This is a genomic window from Clostridioides sp. GD02404 (genome assembly GCF_045898275.1).
GTDB classification, from domain to species: domain Bacteria; phylum Bacillota; class Clostridia; order Peptostreptococcales; family Peptostreptococcaceae; genus Clostridioides; species Clostridioides difficile_A.
On sequence record NZ_JBJOCA010000017.1, the window covers coordinates 63,727 to 86,013 of the forward strand.

At 29.1% G+C, this 22,287-nt stretch carries 21 protein-coding genes and 1 other annotated feature; of the genes, 7 read left to right on the plus strand and 14 right to left on the minus strand.

From position 1 onward, the window contains the following. Positions 1-8: 8 nt before the first annotated feature. The 5 genes from Q3287_RS11595 (at position 9) to Q3287_RS11615 (ending at position 4,862) form a co-directional block, all read left to right on the plus strand. Entirely contained in the window at positions 9-665 is a 657-nt protein-coding gene (locus tag Q3287_RS11595; protein ID WP_054271243.1) for a CoA transferase subunit A, read from the plus strand. Beyond that, positions 665-1,330: a 3-oxoacid CoA-transferase subunit B gene (locus Q3287_RS11600; RefSeq protein ID WP_407964119.1), complete on the plus strand. Its 666-nt coding sequence runs from the start codon at positions 665-667 to the stop codon at positions 1,328-1,330. Before Q3287_RS11595 ends, Q3287_RS11600 begins: the two co-directional genes overlap by 1 nt. A gap of 88 nt (positions 1,331-1,418) precedes the next feature. Beyond that, on the plus strand, positions 1,419-2,195 hold the full coding sequence (locus tag Q3287_RS11605) for a 3-hydroxybutyrate dehydrogenase (RefSeq protein ID WP_407964120.1): 777 nt from the start codon (positions 1,419-1,421) through the stop codon (positions 2,193-2,195). A 63-nt stretch (positions 2,196-2,258) separates the two neighbouring features. Beyond that, complete coding sequence (locus Q3287_RS11610) at positions 2,259-3,593, plus strand: GntP family permease (protein ID WP_407964121.1); 1,335 nt, start codon at positions 2,259-2,261, stop codon at positions 3,591-3,593. A gap of 408 nt (positions 3,594-4,001) precedes the next feature. After that, positions 4,002-4,862: a CAP domain-containing protein gene (locus Q3287_RS11615; RefSeq protein WP_407964122.1), complete on the plus strand. Its 861-nt coding sequence runs from the start codon at positions 4,002-4,004 to the stop codon at positions 4,860-4,862. Between the two features lie 239 nt (positions 4,863-5,101). Here Q3287_RS11615 and Q3287_RS11620 read toward each other — a convergent pair whose 3' ends face one another. The 6 genes from Q3287_RS11620 to Q3287_RS11645 all read right to left on the minus strand — a co-directional run bounded on the left by Q3287_RS11620 (position 5,102) and on the right by Q3287_RS11645 (position 13,083). Then, positions 5,102-5,200 (minus strand): hypothetical protein, encoded by a 99-nt coding sequence (locus tag Q3287_RS11620; RefSeq protein ID WP_407811968.1) that lies wholly within the window; start codon positions 5,198-5,200, stop codon positions 5,102-5,104. 300 nt (positions 5,201-5,500) lie between these two features. Next, positions 5,501-9,040 carry a pyruvate:ferredoxin (flavodoxin) oxidoreductase gene (nifJ, locus tag Q3287_RS11625; protein WP_054271249.1) on the minus strand — a complete coding sequence of 1,180 codons (3,540 nt, stop codon included), beginning with the start codon at positions 9,038-9,040 and terminating at the stop codon, positions 5,501-5,503. 517 nt (positions 9,041-9,557) lie between these two features. Beyond that, on the minus strand, positions 9,558-10,127 hold the full coding sequence (pduL, locus tag Q3287_RS11630) for a phosphate propanoyltransferase (protein ID WP_021385571.1): 570 nt from the start codon (positions 10,125-10,127) through the stop codon (positions 9,558-9,560). A 72-nt stretch (positions 10,128-10,199) separates the two neighbouring features. Continuing rightward, positions 10,200-10,808: a flavodoxin family protein gene (locus Q3287_RS11635; protein ID WP_243192737.1), complete on the minus strand. Its 609-nt coding sequence runs from the start codon at positions 10,806-10,808 to the stop codon at positions 10,200-10,202. 7 nt (positions 10,809-10,815) lie between these two features. After that, positions 10,816-12,579 (minus strand): GAF domain-containing SpoIIE family protein phosphatase, encoded by a 1,764-nt coding sequence (locus Q3287_RS11640; RefSeq protein WP_054271251.1) that lies wholly within the window; start codon positions 12,577-12,579, stop codon positions 10,816-10,818. A gap of 42 nt (positions 12,580-12,621) precedes the next feature. Further along, on the minus strand, positions 12,622-13,083 hold the full coding sequence (locus Q3287_RS11645; protein ID WP_054271252.1) for a hypothetical protein: 462 nt from the start codon (positions 13,081-13,083) through the stop codon (positions 12,622-12,624). Between the two features lie 191 nt (positions 13,084-13,274). Here Q3287_RS11645 and Q3287_RS11650 point away from each other — a divergent pair, with 191 nt between their 5' ends. Continuing rightward, a complete protein-coding gene (locus tag Q3287_RS11650; RefSeq protein ID WP_054271253.1) occupies positions 13,275-13,736 on the plus strand; it encodes a hypothetical protein in 462 nt (153 codons plus the stop codon). A gap of 92 nt (positions 13,737-13,828) precedes the next feature. On the opposite strand, the gene Q3287_RS11655 is transcribed toward Q3287_RS11650, so the two are convergent. From Q3287_RS11655 to hpt, 5 genes are all read right to left on the minus strand, one after another. Further along, on the minus strand, positions 13,829-13,999 hold the full coding sequence (locus Q3287_RS11655; RefSeq protein ID WP_003416012.1) for a hypothetical protein: 171 nt from the start codon (positions 13,997-13,999) through the stop codon (positions 13,829-13,831). Positions 14,000-14,188: 189 nt separating this feature from the next. After that, entirely contained in the window at positions 14,189-14,410 is a 222-nt protein-coding gene (locus Q3287_RS11660; protein ID WP_003416009.1) for an alpha/beta-type small acid-soluble spore protein, read from the minus strand. An 83-nt stretch (positions 14,411-14,493) separates the two neighbouring features. Further along, positions 14,494-15,720: an NAD(P)/FAD-dependent oxidoreductase gene (locus tag Q3287_RS11665; RefSeq protein ID WP_074178528.1), complete on the minus strand. Its 1,227-nt coding sequence runs from the start codon at positions 15,718-15,720 to the stop codon at positions 14,494-14,496. Between the two features lie 59 nt (positions 15,721-15,779). After that, complete coding sequence (locus Q3287_RS11670; RefSeq protein ID WP_407964123.1) at positions 15,780-16,712, minus strand: phosphatase PAP2 family protein; 933 nt, start codon at positions 16,710-16,712, stop codon at positions 15,780-15,782. Between the two features lie 89 nt (positions 16,713-16,801). Beyond that, positions 16,802-17,329 (minus strand): hypoxanthine phosphoribosyltransferase, encoded by a 528-nt coding sequence (gene hpt, locus Q3287_RS11675; protein ID WP_044213776.1) that lies wholly within the window; start codon positions 17,327-17,329, stop codon positions 16,802-16,804. A 228-nt stretch (positions 17,330-17,557) separates the two neighbouring features. On the opposite strand from hpt, the gene Q3287_RS11680 reads away from it, so the two are divergent. Next, on the plus strand, positions 17,558-18,634 hold the full coding sequence (locus Q3287_RS11680; protein ID WP_407964124.1) for a pyridoxal phosphate-dependent aminotransferase: 1,077 nt from the start codon (positions 17,558-17,560) through the stop codon (positions 18,632-18,634). Between the two features lie 85 nt (positions 18,635-18,719). Here Q3287_RS11680 and Q3287_RS11685 read toward each other — a convergent pair whose 3' ends face one another. The 3 genes from Q3287_RS11685 to asnA all read right to left on the minus strand — a co-directional run bounded on the left by Q3287_RS11685 (position 18,720) and on the right by asnA (position 21,583). Beyond that, positions 18,720-19,928 (minus strand): dicarboxylate/amino acid:cation symporter, encoded by a 1,209-nt coding sequence (locus Q3287_RS11685; protein ID WP_054277304.1) that lies wholly within the window; start codon positions 19,926-19,928, stop codon positions 18,720-18,722. 160 nt (positions 19,929-20,088) lie between these two features. Next, a complete protein-coding gene (locus Q3287_RS11690; RefSeq protein ID WP_054277305.1) occupies positions 20,089-20,478 on the minus strand; it encodes a YkvA family protein in 390 nt (129 codons plus the stop codon). Between the two features lie 103 nt (positions 20,479-20,581). Then, complete coding sequence (gene asnA, locus Q3287_RS11695; RefSeq protein WP_054277306.1) at positions 20,582-21,583, minus strand: aspartate--ammonia ligase; 1,002 nt, start codon at positions 21,581-21,583, stop codon at positions 20,582-20,584. A gap of 58 nt (positions 21,584-21,641) precedes the next feature. Then, positions 21,642-21,897 (minus strand) — a binding site (T-box leader). Positions 21,898-22,287 lie beyond the last annotated feature (390 nt).

Below are 22,287 nucleotides of genomic sequence, written 5' to 3' on the forward strand. Positions count from 1 at the left end.
GAGGAAATATGAATAAAATAGTTAACATCAATGAAGCTCTATCTCATGTAAAAGATGGAGATACAATAATGGTAGGTGGATTCATGGCTAATGGTTCACCAGAAAATTTGATTGATTATTTGTGTAATAAAAATATAAAAGATTTAACACTAATTTGTAATGATACTGGCTTCATTGACAAAGGTGTTGGAAAAATGGTTGTGAATAAGCAATTCAAAAAGATAATTGCTTCTCATATAGGATTAAATAAAGAAACTGGTAGACAAATGAATAATAATGAAACAGATGTCGAATTGGTTCCTCAAGGTACTCTTGCTGAACAAATACGTGCAGCTGGTTATGGTTTGGGAGGTATATTAACACCTACTGGGATTGGTACTCTTGTTGAAGAAGGAAAACAAAAAATTGTCATAGATGATAAAGAATACCTTCTTGAAAAACCAATCCATGCAGATATTGCTCTTCTCTTTGCATCAAAGGCTGATAAAGCAGGTAATCTAGTTTATAAAGGTTCTATGAACAATTTTAATAATTTAATGGCTTCGGCTGCCAAGATTACAATAGTTGAAGTAGATGAAATCGTTGAAATTGGTGATATTAACCCAAATGAAGTTACTACACCAGGTATTTTTGTGAATTACATCATTGAAGGAGGTAATTTATAATGGATAAATTAGAAATGCAAGAATATATTGCAAATAGAGTTTCTAAAGAATTAAAAGATGGAACTGTTGTAAACCTTGGTATAGGCCTACCAACTAAAGTAGCAAATTATATTCCAGATGATGTAAACGTTATCTTGCAATCTGAGAATGGTTTTCTAGGTTTAGGAGTAGCTGAAGATGGAAATCTAAGTGATGAAACCATTGTAAATGCTGGAGGTCAACCAGTTACGATACTTCCTGGATGGTGTTTCTTTGATAGCGCTACCTCTTTTGGAATAATCAGAGGTGGTCATGTAGATATAACAGTTCTTGGTGCACTTCAAGTTGATAAATGTGGCAACATAGCAAACTATATGATTCCAGGCAAGATGGTTCCAGGTATGGGTGGAGCTATGGATTTAGTAACTGGTGCTAAAAAAGTCATTGTAGCAATGGAACATACTTCAAAAGGTTCTGCAAAAATATTAAATAATTGTACTCTTCCACTTACTGCAACTAATGCTGTAGATTTGATAGTTACCGAAATGGGCGTTATGGAAGTGACACCAGATGGAATTTTACTTAAAGAAATAAATCCTGCTTTCACTTTGGATGATGTTATTTCTGCTACTGAAGCACCTTTAATATTATCAGACTCATTAAATGGAAACATATCAGCTGTTTAAAGTGATTAAAAATACAAATGTATTAGATGTAAATTTATATTATTCAAAATATTAATATGAAAATAAAATAAAATTGGAGGAAATGAAAATGGTTAAAGACAAAGTTGTATTCGTAACAGGAGCTGCAAGTGGAATAGGTAAACAAATTGCTGAATCATTCTTAAAAAATGGTGCTAAAGTAATGTTCTCTGACATAAATCAAGAAGCTTTAGACAAAGTTACAACAGAGCTAAAAAAAGAAGGCTATGATTGCATGAATATAAAGTGTGATGTAACTAAAGAAGAAGAAATTAACCACGCTATAGACAAAACTGTTGAAAAGTACGGTAAATTAGATATATTAATAAACAATGCTGGACTTCAACATGTTTCTATGATAGAAGATTTCCCAACTGATAAATTTGAATTTATGATAAAGATAATGCTAACAGCACCTTTTATAGCTACTAAAAAAGTATTCCCTATAATGAAAAAACAAGGATTTGGTCGTATAATAAATATGGCTTCAATCAATGGTGTAATAGGATTTGCTGGTAAGGCTGCTTATAACTCAGCAAAACATGGACTTATAGGATTAACAAAGGTTGCTGCCCTTGAAGCTGCTGATTCTGGTATAACAGTTAATGCTTTATGCCCTGGATATGTGGATACTCCACTTGTTAGAGGTCAGTTTAATGACCTTTCAAAAACTCGTAACATCCCATTAGAAAATGTATTAGAAGAAGTTTTATATCCACTTGTGCCACAAAAACGTCTATTAGATGTTCAAGAAATTGCAGATTATGCTATGTTCTTAGCAAGTGATAAAGCTAAAGGAATTACAGGACAAGCGTGCATACTAGATGGAGGATATACTGCACAGTAGTTATTTTATATTTAGGGCTTGAAGAAACTGTTCTTCAAGTCCCTCTAATAAGGAGGAATGTTTATGAGTATTATAGCACCAATTGGTATAATTATTGGTATAATAGCTATTATATATTTTTCAGTTAAAGAAATTCATATAACTATAGCTGCTCCAATAGCAACCTTAATAGTTGTTCTCTTAAATAAAATGGATGTTGTAACATCAATGCTAGGTGCTGGCAAAAATAATTACATGGGAGCACTTGGCAATTATATAATGAGCTATTTTGCAATATTTTTATTAGGCTCAATACTTGCTAAATTTATGGAGGAAAGTGGAGCCACTGTATCTATAGCAGATTTTATCTTAAACAAGTTTGGCTCTAAACATCCTTATAGAGTTTTAGTTGCGATATTTATAGTAAGCTTTATATTGACATATGGTGGTATAAGTCTGTTTGTAGTTATGTTTGCAGTCATTCCACTTGCAAGAACTCTATTTAAAAAACTTGATATTTCTTGGAATCTTATTCAAATTCCTCTTTGGCTTGGAATTGCTACAATTACAATGACTATGATTCCTGGGACACCAGCCATTCAAAATGTTATTCCTATTCAATATCTAAATACTTCTCTTACTGCAGCTATTATACCAAGTATTGCAGGCAGTATAGGTTGTGCTGTGTTTGGTCTTATCTACATGAAATACGCTCTGAATAAAAGTATTAAAAAGGGTGAAACGTATGCAACTTATACTTCAAAATCAGAAGAAGAATCTCTAGATAGAGAATTACCAGGATTTTTTGCAAGCATCTTTCCTCTATTAGCACTTGTAATTATAGCAATAGTAGGAAGTACTTTTGGCTCAGAATTTCTGAAAAAAAATGTAATTTACATAGCTTTAATAGTTGCAATCCTTTTATCTGCATTTTTATTCCGTAAATTTTTATCATCCAAAATACAGACATTGAGTATAGGAGCTAGTGGTTCTATTGGACCTATATTTGCAACATCTTCTGCTGTTGCATTTGGAGCAGTAATAATGACTGCACCAGGTTTTAATGTATTCAGCAAACTTATTATGTCAATACCAGGTAGCCCACTTATAAGTCTTACTGTATTAACTTCAACAATGTCAGCAATAACAGGTTCATCTTCTGGTGCATTAGGAATAGTAATGCCAAACTTCGCAAATTATTATTTAAGCACTGGTCTGAATCCAGAATTAATTCATCGTGTTGCTACAATAGCTTCAAATATACTTACTATAGTTCCACAAAGTGGTGTTTTTCTTACATTCTTAAGTTTATCTAAGTTAACACATAAAACCGGATTTAAAGAAACTTTCATTGTAGTTGCAGTTGGTTCATTAATAGCAGAAATTATCGTAATTACGTTAGGATTACTGATGTATTAAACTAAAGTATATTATAATTTACCATATAAAAAGTCATCTATTGGAACAGATGACTTTCTTATTTTTCAAAGATTTCAATAATGAAAATTTACTATTTGCATTAAAATGTATATTAAATAAATTTCAATAGCTATATAAATTTTTTTTTCGTAACCATAAATTTACATCATAAAATCATTATAAAAATATATTTTTCTCAAAGCTAGTGATTTCATACTATGTAGCTTTATGAGACAAATCATTAAACTTTCTTAAATATACCTGTTTATTCCATGTATACTCTTTTTACATATCTTTACAGTGAAAAAATGCTTATTCTTATGTTAGTATAAATGCACGGGTACCCCCTACACTAAAGGTTACAAATTAGTAACATTTTTAGAATTTTTAGATTGAGAGGTGTTTATAATGAAAAAAAATATACCAACAAAATTAAAAACTATGTTAGCATTGGGAGTGTTAACCTTGGCTACAGCATCTAGTGCTGTTACTGCAAGTGCTTCATCGCTTGAAAACAATGTAAATCTAAGTAACAAAAGTTTAGTATACAGCAATACTAAATACAAATTTTCAGCAAAACCAAATTGTTCTGTAAAACCAGAGCTTAAACCTGATAAAGATAATTCTTGTAAAGATAAGAACCATAATGACAAGAATTGCAATAACACTAATAAACCTGAGGACAATAATAACTCAGGCTCTACTAATAAACCTGAAGATGATAATAACTCAGGCTCTACTGATAAACCTGAAGACAATAATAACTCAGAATCTAACAAACCTGAAGATAATAATTCAGGCTCTACTAATAAACCTGAGGATAACAACAACTCAGAATCTAATAAGCCTGAAGATAATAATAATTCAGGTTCTACAAATGGAAATTTTTCAGCTTACCAAAAAGAAGTCGTTGATTTAGTAAATATAGAAAGATCTAAAGCTGGATTAAATCCTCTTACTCTTGATTCTTCTGTATCAAATGTTGCTACTAAGAAGTCTCAAGATATGATTGATAACAATTATTTTTCACACAATTCTCCAACTTATGGTTCTCCATTCGATATGTTGAAAAAGTTTGGGATAAGCTATAAAACAGCTGGTGAAAATATAGCTATGGGTCAAAAAACTCCAAAAGAAGTTGTAAATGCGTGGATGAATTCTGAAGGTCACAGAAAAAATATACTAAATCCAAATTTTAGTAAAATAGGTGTTGGAGTAGCACAAAAAAGTGGTGGTTCACTTTATTGGACACAAATCTTTGTAGGATAAAATACTCTTTTCCCATATATCAAAAGAGTATCTCTAAATGATTAAATAAAATCACAAATGAGATACTCTTTTGTATCTATATTCAAAACTATTAAATACAAATAAATACAGTACATCATTTACTAATATGTACTTCAAAAATCATTCGTAAAAAAATCAAAACTCCCTTTAGGTACCATTAAAATTCTTTCTAAAATTAAACTTAATGCTTTTAATTTACGATTTCTTTCTTCTTTATCTCAAGTAAAAATACCTGGGTCAAGTAAAAACGTGAAAACAGATAAAACTATTTCTGAAACTTCTAAAGTATATTCACACTTGAATATACCTTCTTCAATTCCTTCTTATCTACATACTCATCCCCTTCATATTGTATTATAACATAGGCTCAAAAAGTGACCACTGGTCGAAAACATGATACAATAAAGAAAATCTGACCATCGGTCGAAAAATATTGGGGATATGAGAATTGAAAAGGAGGTGTCTCAAATGAACTTTTTAGTTCATGAGGCACTCTTTTTTGTATGAAATCAAATATATTTTTATCATTTCAACAATAAAAAAGAGGCTTATCTCTATTTTGAGACAGCCTCTTTTTATCAAATCTATATTTTACATAAGCTTATAACATTTTAATATTATTCAGCTAATTTTTTATATCCTTCATATCTTTCTTTAGCATCAGCTTCAGCTTTAGTAAATAATCCTTCAGCTTGCTCTGGGAATTGCTTAGCTATAGCAGAGTATCTTACTTGTGCAAGTATGAAATCTCTGAAGCTTGCAGTTGGTTCTTTAGAGTCTAAAGTGAATGGGTTTTTACCTTCAGCTTTTACTTCTGGATTGAATCTGTATAAATGCCAGTATCCGCAAGCAACAGCTTGTGCTTCATTAGCTACAGTTCTTCCCATACCTTCTTTTAATCCGTGGTTTATACATGGAGCATAAGCTATTATTAAAGATGGTCCATCATGTTTTTCAGCTTCTAGAACAGCTTTGATAAATTGGTTTTTATCAGCACCCATAGCAACTTGAGCTACATATACGTTTCCGTAAGTCATAGCCATCATTCCTAAATCTTTCTTTCTAGATTGCTTACCTGCTGCAGCAAACTTAGCCATAGCAGCAGCTGGAGTAGCTTTAGAAGCTTGACCTCCTGTATTTGAATATACTTCTGTATCAAATACAAGTACATTTACATTTTCACCAGATGCAAGAACATGGTCTAATCCACCGTAACCGATGTCATATGCCCAACCATCTCCACCTAGTATCCATTGAGATCTCTTAACTAGATAATCTTTTCTATCTTCTATAGCTTTTACTAATTCTTTAGCTTTTGCATCTGTACAATCACAAGATGGTTTTGCTAATAATTCAACAACTTTAGCACTTGCTACTTTAGAAGCTTCTCCATCATTTCTAGAATCTAACCATTCTGTAAATACTGCTTTAGCATCTTCACAGATATCCATAGAAACTAATTCTGTCATAGCATCTACTATTTTTGCTCTTATTTGTTTAACAGCTGTGTACATACCAAATCCGTATTCAGCATTGTCTTCAAATAAAGAGTTTGCCCAAGATGGACCTTTACCTTCATGGTTACAAGTATAAGGAGTTGATGGTGCAGAAGCTCCCCATATAGAAGAACATCCAGTAGCATTAGCTATCATCATTCTATCTCCATATAATTGTGTAACTAATTTGATGTAAGCAGTTTCTCCACATCCAGCACATGCTCCTGAGAATTCCATTAATGGTTGTCTAAATTGACTTCCTTTAACAGTATTTGCAGGCATAACATCTACTTTTGGAGCAACTTTTTCAGTATCTACTGCAAATGCCCAGTTATCTAACTCTGTATCAAGTTGAGTATCTATTGGCTTCATAACTAAAGCTTTTTCTTTAGCTGGACATATGTCAGCACAGTTTCCACATCCTGTACAGTCAAGTGGACTAACTTGAATTCTATATTTTAATCCTTCTAATCCTTTACCTAATGCTTTTTTAGTTTCAAATCCTTTTGGAGCATTAGCTAATTCTTCTTCAGTAACTAATACTGGTCTTATACATGCATGAGGACATATAAAAGAACATTGGTTACATTGGATACAATTATCTGTTATCCATTCAGGAACATCAACAGCTATACCACGTTTTTCGTAAGCTGAAGTACCACAAGGGAATGTTCCATCTTCTATACCATTGAATGTACTTACTGGTAAGTTATTTCCTTCTTGTGCAGTCATTGGTCTTAATATATTTCTTATAAATTCTGGCTCTTTTACTTCTTCTTTATCTGCATCAACAGCATTTGTCCAAGCAGCTGGAACTTCAACTTTAACTAAAGCATTTATTCCTGCATCAACAGCAGCATAGTTCATGTTAACTATTTTTTCACCTTTTTTACCATAAGCTTTAACTATAGAATCTTTTAAGTATTTAACAGCATCTTCTTCTGGTATTATTTCAGCTAATTTAAAGAATGCAGATTGCATTATCATGTTTATTCTATTTCCAAGACCTATTTCTTGTCCTAGTTTAACAGCATTAACTGTATAGAATTTTATATCATTTTTAGCTATATATTGTTTCATATGAGCTGGTAAGTTTTCTTCAATTCCAGCTTGGTCCCATATAGTGTTAAGTACAAATGTACCACCTTTTTTAAGACCTTTTAATAAATCATATTGATAAACATATGATTGTTTATGACAGGCAATATAGTCAGCTTCATCTATTAAATAAGTTGCTCTTATTGGAGTATCACCAAATCTTAAGTGAGACATAGTTATACCACCAGATTTTTTAGAGTCGTAATCAAAGTAAGCTTGAGCATATTTTTCAGTGTGGTCACCGATTATTTTTATAGCTTGTTTATTAGCTCCAACAGTACCATCAGAACCTAATCCCCAGAACTTACATCTTATAGTTCCTTTAGAAGCTATTTTAATTGGCTCAGCAGGAGCTAAAGAAGTATTAGTTACATCATCAACTATACCTACTGTAAATCCATTCTTAGGTTGTTCTGAAACTAAGTTATCAAAAACAGTTTTTATATCTGAAGGAGTAGTGTCTTTTGAACCTAATCCATATCTTCCACCTATTATCATAGGAGCATTTTCTTTTCCATAGAATACATCACGTACATCTAAGTATAATGGTTCACCAGTTGCACCTGGCTCTTTAGTTCTATCAAGTACACATATTCTTTCAACAGTAGATGGCATAGCATCTAAGAAATGTTTCATTGAGAATGGTCTATATAAATGAACTTTAACTAAACCGTATTTTTCTCCTTTAGCATTTAAGTAATCTATAGTTTCTTCTATTGTCTCTGTTACAGAACCCATAGCTATTAATACATACTTAGCATCTTCTGCTCCATAATAATCAAATAAACTATGTTTTCTACCTGTTAAATTACTCATTTTTTCCATGTATTTTTCAACTATACCTACTATATTTTGATAGTATTTGTTAGAAGCTTCTCTAGTTTGGAAATATATATCTGGATTTTGAGCAGTACCACGAGTAACTGGATGATTTGGAGATAATGCATTATCTCTAAATGCTTGAACTGCTTCAAAATTTAATAAACTTGCGTAATCTTCGTTTTCTAATAATTCAACTTTTTGGATTTCATGTGAAGTTCTGAATCCATCAAAGAAATGTATAAATGGTAATCTACCTTCTATTGCAGCTAAATGTGCAACTGGTGCTATATCAGCTACTTCTTGAACTGAACCAGAAGCTAATAATACACATCCAGTTTGTCTAGCAGCCATAACGTCTTGATGATCCCCAAATATTGATAAAGCTTGAGATGCTAAAGCACGAGCACTTACATGGAATACTCCTGGTAATAACTCACCTGCAACTTTATACATGTTTGGTATCATTAATAATAAACCTTGAGATGCTGTAAAAGTAGAAGTTAAAGCTCCTCCTTGTAAAGAACCATGGAATGCTCCTGCTGCTCCTGCTTCTGACTGCATTTCAACAACATTAACTTCTTGTCCAAATACATTTTTTCTTCCTTGTGATGCCCACTCATCAACTACTTCAGCCATAGTTGAAGATGGTGTGATTGGATATATAGCTGCTACATCTGTAAACGCATAGGCAACGTGAGCTGCAGCTGTATTTCCATCAAGTGTTTTCATAAACTTAGCCATAATATGTATCCTCCTTGATAGCTACAATTGTACTTGTTTATAACAAGTCTATTTTTTATATTTACATATAATTTACACAACAAAAATATAAACACACATATAGTCGCGCAAATACTCTATCTTCTAATATAATACTACAGATTAGATAAAATTCCTTTGAAAATTGTAAATTAATTACATATTTAAGTAGATTTTTTTTTAAATTAAATATGTTAAGTTTTTTTCATAATTTTGTATACAATATATAATAAATTAAGTTAGATTTTTCAAACTTTTTCATCTATTTGTATATATTAGTACAAAGTCAAAATATTTATCTTTATTATATGTAAATTTTTATATATATAATTTTACCATATTACATCATATTTTTGTAAGTTTTTATTATATTTTTCATAATACCCCTTTATTTTATAAATTAATCTAATAGATTAAACTTATCAGATAGAAATTTATTACATTTAAAAAAATATGCTAGCAAATAGAACATCCACTAGCATAAACTTCATTTATAATATTAGTCAACTATTAATTCTACTAACTCTCCATTTTTAACACCAGCTGCATTTCCTTCTTCCATATCAACATGCATTTCTAGATTGAAGCTATCACTAGCTCTTACTAATACATTTTCAAATACTAATGCTCTTGGTCCAGAAGTTTTAACTTTTACTATTTGCTTATCAGCTACACCAAATTTAGCAGCGTCTTCATTGCTCATATGTATATGTCTAGAAGCAACTATAACTCCTTCTTTCATTTCTACTTCTCCAGCAGGTCCTACTAATTTAACACCTGGAGTTCCAGCTATATCACCAGATTCTTTTATTGGTGCTTTTACTCCTAATGGGAAACCATCTGCTAAAGATATTTCAACTTGAGTATGAGCTCTAGCTGGTCCTAATACTCTAACTCCTTTTAAAGTTCCTTTTGGGCCTACTAAATCTACTTTTTCTTCACAGGCATATTGTCCTGGTTGAGATAAGGGTTTAAATTTAGTTAATTCATGACCTGCCCCAAATAATACGTCTATATCAGCTTGACTTAAATGAACATGTTTATTAGATAATGCTATTGGTAATTTCATTGAAATTCCCTCCTTTTAATTATTTTAAATTATTGCAATACAATTATACATAATATTACCTACAAAATCAAATTATATTAAATCAATATATATCTTTAAATTTTTATATATTATATCTTTAAATTCTTGATTATCCATATAGGGTATATTGTCTGTATTATTTAAATATATATTGTGTAAAAGTTTAGTATTTATACTCTTAAAGAAAAAATCCATGACAATCTGTCCACCTTTAAATTGTGAATCATAGGATTTACTACCTCCTATTGCAATATACATACCAACACGCTTCTTATTCCTATCAATTGAAGGCTTCTTTAACACATATTTACTTGCATATATAGCTTGAGTTCTATCAACAACAGTTTTTAATTTAGCTGAGATTGAATCAAAATGCACAGGGCTTATGACTATAGTTCCTTTTGACTCATCAAACATTTTATATAATGGTTTCATGTCATCATTAAACTTACAAAAACCTGTTTTTTCACAAAATCCACATGCTGTACAATATTCAATATCCATATCATATATATTAAATATTCTGCTACTCAATCCACTCTCTTCTAACTTAACCTTCACTTCATTTGCTATAAAACTGCAATTTTTATTATTTCTTGGGCTTCCATTTATTATAATAATCTCTGGACTTTTAAGTTCTTTTTTATCATTTAAATCCATAATCAATCTACCTATCCTTTAACATAACTATTAAAATATCATCATCATAATTATCTTTTGATGAGAAATTCTTTAAATCTAATTTTAAATTTTCTACTATTAACTGCTGATTTAATCTAAAGTTTTCTTTTAGAAAGTTTTCTAATCTATTTATACCATATTCTTCTTTTGACGTATTTTTTATCTCTAAAATTCCGTCAGTATACATACATACCATTGCATAATTTTCCATTGAAAGAGTATTATTTTCATAGGTAGCATCTTCCATTATTCCAATAGGTATCCCCTTTTTACAATTCAAATTATTTTCTATTGTCCCATTCTTCTTCACGAATACAGGGCTATAGTGACCAGCATTAGATATTGTAATAATATTTTCTTTAGTATCTATAATACCTATCAAACACGTTGTAAATACACCCATTTTATCAAACTCATCATATAACATGCTATTTAAATGTGTCATTATTTCTCTTGGTGTATTATATTGATTACATAAGACTTTAAAAGCACCTTTTATCATCGCAACAACATAATTTGATACCATTCCATGTCCCATTACATCAGCAACAATATAGACTATATGTTCATCATCTACTTTTGTGGCATAATAAAAATCTCCTCCTACTACTCTCGCTGGTTTATGATAAAAATACAGTTCTTTATCTTCATTACAATCCATTTTTCCTTTGTCCATAATAAGTTGTTGCTGTTTATTTAATATATTCAACTCATTTTCAAGAACCTTATGTTTTACTTCTTTTTCATTATGCTCATATAATTGCATCCCAACAGAAACTTGTTTGGATAATATACTAAGAATATTTAAATCATCACTAGTATAGTTTTTGCTATTTGCACAAACTATACATCCTATAGTCTCATTCTTATCCTGAAGTTTATAATATATATAACTTTCCAAGTTTATTCCTTTTTTTGAACATGGTTTTAAGTTATTTAGATATCCTCCTAATGACTCTTTCTTCAAAAATGTGTCAAGCATAGGGTATAAATTAGTTTTCTTTTTTTGCTCAGTATTATAACAGCTAAATATTTTATCTTTATTATCATGGCCAGTTATAATTATTAAAGCTTCTTTACTATTAGTAATGTTGCAAGCTTGTTTACTTAAATTTTCTAAAAATCCATCTATACTCTTATTAAGGTATAATTTTTTAGTGGCTTCATTTATAGCACTTATCGAACCTCTTAACTTGTCAATTAAAATTTGTACATTATTATTTTTATTAGTTATTTCTATTGATAAACTCAGAAGTGATGCAACAGAAGATATAAAGTCTATATCTTGTTCTGTTAAATAATCCTCCTCTTTTAAAAAACAAGTCATAAATCCAACAACTAAATTGTTTATTATAAAAGGAAAAACTATTCTCCCAATATAACCTTCAGATTTTGCTAAATCTCGTTCACCTTCAGCTCTAGAATCTTCAAATACATTTTTTACATATATTATCTTCTTTTCATTTACAGCTTCATGTATATATTCTGGATATGTGTCAAAATCAATTTTTGCACCTTTAAGACTATTAATTGGAAAAATTTGAGGTACATATTCTAAGGTTTGTGAACATACTAAGTAGGCATGTTTAGAATCATTTTTATAGAATAGATTTACACATGCCTTTGTAGGGTGAACAACCTCTAACATCTTTTCTATTATGTCATCTTTTATATTAAAAAAATCCGTAGATTCCGTCACCATAGCGGATATCTCCACTAAATTCTTCATTTTATAACTGCCATTAGTCATACTCAATTTCTCCCCCTATATATTAAACTATTTATTAGTATTTTAACATACATTCTTCATAGTAAAAACAAAAACAACGACAAAACTAGCAACTAATATCCAGTTAAATCCTGTCAATAATCCTATAAGAAGCAATGTAATTAATGCATTTAGACCTGTTCTTCCTTTTTCATCCATAAAAGTAATTTTAGATATGTCTATATTGTTCTTTACATTATTTATATGCTCTTTTACTTGTTCTTCCATATTTCTTTTATATAAAATATAAACTACACCTACTAAAAATACACCCATGCCCAAAATCAAGTTTAAATTAAAAGCTACCATAAGTAATATTGAACCAAAAACTAACTTTAAAAGTTTAAAAAATACACTGTCTATTTTTAAAGTTATATTTCTGATTTCTTTACATTCATCTCTTAAAGAATATCCACTTGAATCTAAATTATTAATCTTTGTTTTTACAATTTCAGAATAAAAAAGCTTTATTATCCCATTTAACATTTTCATCACTCCTAAATATTTTACATATATTTGTAAGTTTTACAATTATAATATTTTTTATACTTGGTAATAATAAAAAATAACAAATATTTTATAATTTAGTATTTATTGTAAATAAGTTAGTTAAACTTTATAGACTAAGTATAGATTTCTAAAAATAAATATTTTTACAATTAAAAGGAAGTGGTTGTGTGCAAATAGAACAACTTGATTTAGAAACAAGAAATAAAATATACTGCTACACTAAAAAAATACTTAGAAAATACCAAAAAGGTATAACATCTGGTAAATTAACGGCAGATAAATTTGCAGATAATATATTATCTCAAGGTTTCATTAGTAGTATACTTGATGAAAAAATAATTAAGGAATACGACTTTAAGTTATCTTATATAGACTATATAGAAACTTTGATAAAAATACAAAATGAAAATTTATCTAACTCTAGAAAAAAATCTACTAAGACTGTAAAGTGTTTCAATATCTCTCAAATAATCCAATTAAAAAACTTACTAAATGATACAGGTTATAATTTATTGATTCCATATAAATACTTAACTCCTAAGGATATAGAAGGAATCGTTACTCTAATTAATACTGGGTCTATTGAGCTTGGAAATGAGAGAATCTATAATTATATATCAAAAGTATGATAATATAAAGCTATTATAAAAAGGCAATTTATTTAATAAGAATTATTTTAATATTAAATAAATTGCCTTTTTAATTTTTTAATTAAAGATTATTATCCAAGAGCTTTTTCTAATTTAGATAAATGTTGTATTGGATAATATTTTAATAGCTCTTTAAATTGTTCTACTGATAAACCTTCTGTTGTTGTGTATATTCTTATTTTTTCATCTAAATCACTATTAATAAATTTGTTTTTTAAATCCTCAAAATTTACACTACTCATTTTACATCACTCCTTATGTAACATATTCGTTTGTATTATTTTATCCAAATTCCTAAAATTTATTACATAAAAATGCACCTGTGTAAAATTTAATAAAAAAAAGCTATCTCAATTTAGAAATTACTTTCTATATTTGAGATAGCTTTAGCTAAACTAATAGCCTAATAGTTATAAATAATTATTTATTAACTATCTGTTGCTTTTTCCAGCCATTTGTTGTTCAGCCATTTCAACTAATTTTTTAGTCATGTATCCACCTACATAACCATTTTCTCTTGCAGTAAGGTTTCCTTTATCAACTTGTTGATAATTACTCATACCAAGTTCGTTAGCTATTTCTAATTTCATTTGGTTTAAAGCCTCTTTTGCTCCTGGTACTACTGTTCTGTTGTTGTTATTGTTACTTGCCATGTTGATTACCTTCCTTCTGTTTAATTTATTTTGTGTTGCTGATAATATTATGTGATTTTAAACATTTTTAATTCAGGTAATTTTTAGCAATTAAAACCTGCCAAATATCCAGTAGAAAAAGCTATTTGTAAATTGAATCCTCCTGTATATGCATCTATATCTATTATCTCTCCAGCAAAAAATAGACCTTCTATTAGTTTTGACTCCATTGTACTCGCATTTATCTCATTTACTTTTACACCACCAGAAGTTATTATAGCTTCATCAATAGGTCTGTATCTTTTTACAGTAAACTTTAAATTCTTTAGTAAATGCACTAAGTGTTTTCTCTGTTCTCTAGAAATTTGGTGAACAACTGTATCTGGATTAATCTCACTCAAATCTATTATTATAGGTATAAGTTTTTTTGGAAGTAAATCATCCAATGCTTTTTCAAATTTTTTATTTGTATACTTTGCAAAATCTTTTTGAACTCTTTTATCCAACTTTTCTTCATCTAGTGCTGGTTTTAAATCTAAGAATATAGTGTAATTTTCTTTAGTTGTATCTTTCATTCTACAACTTGCAGACTTAATTATAGGTCCATCTAAGCCAAACTTAGTAAATTCAAGTTCTCCAAAATCACTGTAAACTTTCTTTTGTTTGCTATTAAATACTTTTATCTCAACATTTCTTAATGATAACTTTTCCAAATCTTTTATAAAGCCTTCTTGCACTTCAATACCAATTAAAGATGGTTTTGTATCTACAATGGTGTGACCTTGTGAAGCAGCAAATTTATATCCATCACCAGTAGAACCAGTAAGTGGATAACTTAATCCTCCAGTTGCTACTATAACCGAGTCACACTTAATTTCTTTTTTATTGGATAAAACTACTTTTTCAATTTTATTATTTTTAGATATTATTTTTTCCACTTTCGAATTTAATAATATATCTACTTTTTTGTTTTTGAGTTGTTTTTCAAGAGCCTTTACAACATCAAATGCTTTATCACTTTCTGGGAATACTCTTTTTCCTCTTTCTGTTTTAGTTTTTACACCAAGGTTATTAAACATGCTTATTACATCATCATTTGTAAAAGTATAAAAAGCACTATATAAAAATTTTCCATTTGTAGGAACATTTTCTATTAATTCTTCTATATCACAAGCATTAGTTATATTACATCTACCTTTTCCTGTTATTGCAAGTTTTTTACCTAATTTATGATTTTTCTCAATCAATGTTACATCAAATCCTCTTTCACATGCAGTTGATGCTGCTATCATCCCTGCTGGTCCGCCACCTATTACTACTACCTTCTTCAAATAATCACTCTTTTCTTCCCTTAATTTTTTAAGTTAAACTATTAATAAAGTAGTTTAGCTTAATTTAGCTTCAAAAGTTTAAATAATGCAGGAGCTCCTGCCACACCATAAAAAACAACTACAGTATTCTTAATAAAGTTCATAAAAATTATACTCATATTAGAATCACTTAGATTTAAAGTAACAATTAACATTGAAATAAATACTTTAATCCCCATATATAACATGCCTATTGTTACTATCCCAACCAAAAACCTATATATTCTTGAAAATATTATATTTTTACTATTTTTATTTTTACTACTAAAATTAATTTTTTTGTTATTATTGTCTGTATTAAATCTAACAAATTTATCTTCAACTATATATCCAAATATAAACCCTACTATGATACCAAATTTTTCAAAATAGTCAGGGCTATTTAAAAATATAGCTATTATAACAAATGGTATAAGTAAAACCACAAGAAAAATATAATTTTTACTATCGTCAATATAGTCAAATATTTTTACAAATATAACTGTAAAAAACATACCTAAGGTCCACCCAGCTATTACATCTATAGGCCAATGAACTGCCAAATATAGTCTAGATAAACCAACACCTAATACCATTAATGCACCTATTAAATGAATGTATCTCTTTTTAAATATAGTCATAATACTAACCCAAAATGTAGTTGCAGTTTGAGTATGAGCACTTGGAAAAGAGTAACCACCAGCAGTAGAAACTCTCAGTGACTCAAGACCTTTTATTCCTATTGGTCTAGGAGCTTTTACAAATTCTTTGATTCCTAAATTCACAACAAAATTTCCAATTATAGCAAACAATATTTTCTGCCCACATTTTTTATTTATACACCAGTAAATGATTGTTGTAATTAATATTAATAGTGGTGCTTCTGTACTTATTGTGAATACAAGAAATATAAAGTTCAAAATTGGATTTCTTAAATTTTGGAAAAATAATAATATACTTAATTGAATATCCATATAGAGGTCTCCTTTACTAATATTTTATATACTTAATTAAAAAGCACTAAATCCCTTAGAGATTAGTGCTTTTAATTCACATTTAAGTCTTATTCTACATCCTCAACTATACCTATATAAGGTAAATTTCTATACTTCTCAGCATAATCTATTCCATATCCAACAATAAATTTATCTTCAATAACAAATCCCACATAGTCTACAGGTATATTAGCTTTTCTTCTTTGAGGTTTATCAAGTAAAGTACATAGCTTTAGGCATTTTGGGCTTCTAGTCTTCAAAGCTGCGACTAGGTTACTTAATGTCAATCCAGAGTCTATTATATCCTCCACAATTAATACATTTTTTCCTTCAATGTCTACATCTAAATCTTTTAATATTTTAACTGTTCCAGAAGATTCTGTTGAACTGCCATAGCTTGTAACGCTCATAAAATCTATATTTACATCTAAGTCTATACATCTTATTAAATCTGAAACAAATACACTAGCTCCTTTAAGGATACCTACTACTAGTAAATCTTCACCTTTAAAATCTTCTTCTATTTTTTTTCCTAATTCATAAACTTTTTCTTTTATTTGTTCTTCTGTCAACATTTTTCCTGTAATTTTGTACATCTTGTACCCTCCCGCTTTCCATCTATTAACCTATATATTATAGCATACCAAAATATCAATTAAAATATTTTTCATCATTTTTAAACGTAAAGTAACAGCTTATCCATACTTTTTTGCTTTTTATCTTAAAAATTTGGAATAAACATTCCTTTGTATTATAATCTATATGTACATATATTAATCAGTTATTTTTATCAATTATATAATTTTATTTTTGGAGGTACTTTTATGAGCACAAATCATGGAGCTAATTTATATAGTTTATCTAGTAAGTATGGCTTTTCAAAAGAAGAATTTATGGATTTTAGTTCAAATATAAATCCTTTTGGTACATCAAGTTTAGCCAAACAATACATTGTAAACAATATAGATATGGTATCTATGTATCCTGACCCTGATTACATAGACTTAAAAACTTCTATATCAAGTTACTGCAAATGTTCTATAGATAATATAGTCCTTGGCAGTGGAGCTACAGAATTAATCTCATCATTCATACATACAATCAACCCTAAACAAGCTCTTTTACTTTCCCCTGCATATTCAGAGTATGAAAAAGAGCTATCTAAAGTTAATTGTTCTATAGATAAATACTTCGCCAAAGAAGAAGATAATTTTAACATAAATTTAGAAAATCTTATAGAAACTATTAACGCTAAAAATTATGATTTGGTTATCATCTGCAACCCTAGTAATCCTACTGGATTTGCATTTACTAAAATACAAGTAAGAGAAATTTTAAAAAACACAGACTCTTTTTTAATGATTGATGAGACTTATGTAGAATTTACTGATACAGACATATATTCTTGTACTCAGTTAGTTGATGATTATTCTAATTTATTTGTTATAAGGGGTACATCAAAGTTTTTTTCGACACCTGGTATAAGACTTGGATACGGTCTTATATCTGACATTAAGGTTAAAAATGAAATAAATAAAAACCTAGATTTATGGAATATAAATATAATCGCTTCCAAAATGGGAGAAATCATGTTTAGTGATTTGAATTTTATATCAAGTACGATTTCTTTAATGAATACTGAAAGAGATTATTTACTTAAGGAACTTAAAAGCATAAAGAATTTAAACGTATATGATACTAAAGGTAATTTTATATTATGTAAAATTAAAACAAAGGAATTTACTGCTAAAGCTCTTCGTGATAAACTAATTCCACAAAAAATAATAATAAGAGATTGTTATTCATTTGATGGGCTAGATGAATATTTCTTCAGGGTATGTATATTAAAACCTAATGAAAATAAATTATTAATATCATCTCTTAAATCAATTTTCAAATAGAAAAATTACTTTATTATATAATTTCTATGAGTATAAAAAATGAGTTATCTCTATTTGAGATAACTCATTTTTATTTATTAACAAACTAAGCACTTTGTTCTTCTTTGTTTCCTTTTTTACTCATTCCATCATTTATTTTATCTACAACTGCTGCTATTGCATTATCTCCTGATACATTACATGCTGTACCAAAACTGTCTTGAGTTAAGTATAAAGCTATCATTAAACTTGCAAGACCTCCATCTGATGGTATTCCAACCATTGGTAAGAAAGGAAGTGCACTCATTATAGCCCCACCTGGTGCCCCTGGTGCTGCAACCATTGCTATACCTAACATTGCAATATAAGGGAATAATACACCTATTCCATGTGGCATACCATTCATCATTAAAACTGCTGTTGTAAACCCTGTTATTGATATCATACTACCTGATAAATGTATTGTTGCACAAAGAGGCACAACAAATTCTCTGATTTGCTTACTTACTCCATTTTTTTCTGCACAACCAACATTAACTGGTATAGTTGCTGCTGAAGATTGAGTACCTATAGCTGTTAAATATCCAGGTACTTGATTTTTTAACATTCTTACTGGATTTTTTCCTGAAAATGCTCCTGCTGCGGTAAATTGACATGCCATATATACAAAATGTAAAGGTATTACCACTAAGTAAACTTTCCAGAATACACCTAATATTGTCCATACTTGTCCTGCTATAGTTATATTTGCGAAAGTCCCTGCTATGTATAAAGGTAATAAAGGTATAATTACTGTTGACAACGTTTTCGTTACAATTTCTTGGAATTCTTGGAAGAATTTAAATAAGACTTCTCCTTTTCCATGATTTCTTAAAGCTGATATTCCAAGTCCCATTACAAATGCAAACACAATTGCTGCTGTTACATCTACCATAGGCTCTAATGGAATTGTAAAGATTGGAGCTAACATTCCTGCTTCTGGGTCTCCAATTTGTCCTGCTACACTTGCATCAATAAAATTTGGGAAAATTAGCATAGATACTGCAAATGATAATAATCCTGCAATTAGAGTAGAACCATATGCTATTGCTGTAGTTATTCCTAATAATTTTCCTGCACCTGTTGCTAAATCTGCTATACCTGCTGTTACAAACCCTATAATTATAAATGGTATTACAAACTTTAAGAATGCTGAGAATAATGTACTAACTGTTACTAGTATTTGTACTATTATTTCTGGTGCATAACTTCCGATTAAAATACCGACTATGATACCGATGATTAGCTTGGGCACTAAACCTATTTTCTTCTTCATAATATTTTACCCTCCATAATTTTTTAAATTAAGCATTCTTGTACATTGAATACTTAGTTAAATATTGGATATCCACTTATTATGATAATAGAGTTTTACCTCTCCGTCAACAATTTAGCCATTTTTTGTTAATAAAAAAAAGAATAACATATATAAATTGTTATTCTTCTTCATCTTTTATAGAAAATTCTACATTTTCAATTATATTTGAATGTTTATCCTTTTTTGTGATATTTCTATATCTATTAATTTCTTCATTCACAATACCTATGCTCCAAATTAATACTATAATATCATCTATAAATCCAAATGCTCCAGTAAGCATCTCAGGAATTATATCAACTCCAGATACAAAGTAAGATATAGTAAAAATTAAAACGGAAACTACTTTTACTTTATAGACTATATTGATTCTTTTATCCGTCATAAAATCAGGTAGTTTAAGTAAATCAAATATAAAAAGCAAACCAAATTTAGCCTTTTTAAATCTCACTAAAATTTTTTTAAAAAAATCTAAAATTATATTAACCATTCTTTTTAGAAATTCCATATTTATCACCTCTTATAATTATAGGTTATTCTACATTATAACCGATATAATTAATTTGATGAGTATATTATATATAAATTTTATCAACTAGTATATATTCAAATTATAACAATTCAATTCCTGCACTACTACAATTTTTAATCATATCTTGTGGCCATACTCCAACCTGTACTTCTCCTATATGAGCCTTTTGTAAGAAATACATACATATTCTTGACTGACCAATACCTCCACCAATTGTATATGGAAGTTCACCATTTAAAAGCATCTTATGATAATCAAACTCTTTTCTATCTTCACATCCAGCAAGTTTAAGTTGTCTATCAAGAGATTCTTCATCAACTCTAATTCCCATTGAAGATAGCTCTAATGCAGAATCTAAAACAGGGTTATAAAATAGTATATCTCCATTTAATTCCCAATCATCATAATCAGGGCTTCTTCCATCATGTTTTTCTCCTGATGTTAGCGTCTTTCCTATTTGAGTTATAAATACAGCTTTCTTATCTTTTACAATTTTATCTTCTCTTTCCTTTGGAGATAATTCTGGATACATATCTTCTAACTCTTGTGATGTTATAAAAGTTATTTCTTCTGGTAAGATTTCTTTTATTCCTTCATACATGCTACATACAAATATCTCTGTATCCTTAAATACTCCATATAGTCTTTTTACAACATCTTTTAAAGTATTTTCATTTCTACTACTTTTATCTATTACCAATTCCCAATCCCATTGGTCTACATAAAGAGAATGTATGTTATCTAACTCTTCATTTTTTCTTATCGCATTCATATCTGTATATAAACCACTGCCAACTTCAAAACCATATTTTTTAAGGGCTAATCTCTTCCATTTTGCAAGTGATTGAACAATTTCTGCATTTTTATTCATAAATGGTATATCAAAACTTACAGCCTTTTCTCCATTTAAATTATCATTTGCACCAGTTTCAGGCAATACAAATAATGGAGAAGAAACTCTTATTAGATTTAGTTCATTACTCAATCTCATTTCAAAAAAATCTTTTAATTTTTTTATAGCTACTTGTGTATCAATTACATTCAAACTACTTTTATAATCCTTTGGTATTATTGTACTCATATTATTCACTCCCTATATTTATATATTTTTCCATTAAAAAAACCTTTCATCCCTATATAAAAGGGACGAAAGGTTGTCTTTCCGCGGTACCACCCTGATTAGTTTAAAATAAATTTAAACCCAGCTCATAATGTACAGATATTACTCGATACATCCCAATATGATAACGGTTTGGTTCCGACTAAGCCTACTATTTTAAAATTTCGGTTAGCAACTCCAGGATGTTCTTCATTATAGACTTCATATTGGTCTCACACCATCACCAACTCGCTTTAACTACATTCTATAACTACTCTTCCTTTCAAAGTCTTTAAGAATTTAATCTAGTAAAATTCAACTCTCTTATGTTTTCTATTTATTCATAATAGTATGATAAGTGATTAGTTAAAATTTGTCAAGTTTAATATTTTTTATTTCTATGCATCCTATAAATTTTTACCTATACTTATAAATTTTCAAATGTAGCCTTTAATCTATCCATACATTCTTTTAATAAAGACTGTGGGCATGCTACATTTATTCTTTCAAATCCTATTCCTTGTTTTCCAAATATATAGCCTTCCTGAACCTCCCATGACTAAAGTCACAGGGTTCCTGCTTCATAGAATTCTGCATACTAAAGTATGTCTTACCAATTCTCCACAGGCTATCCCCGTAGTTCCTACGGTTCTTACATAAGTTATTTATTTTAAACTGTTATTAGC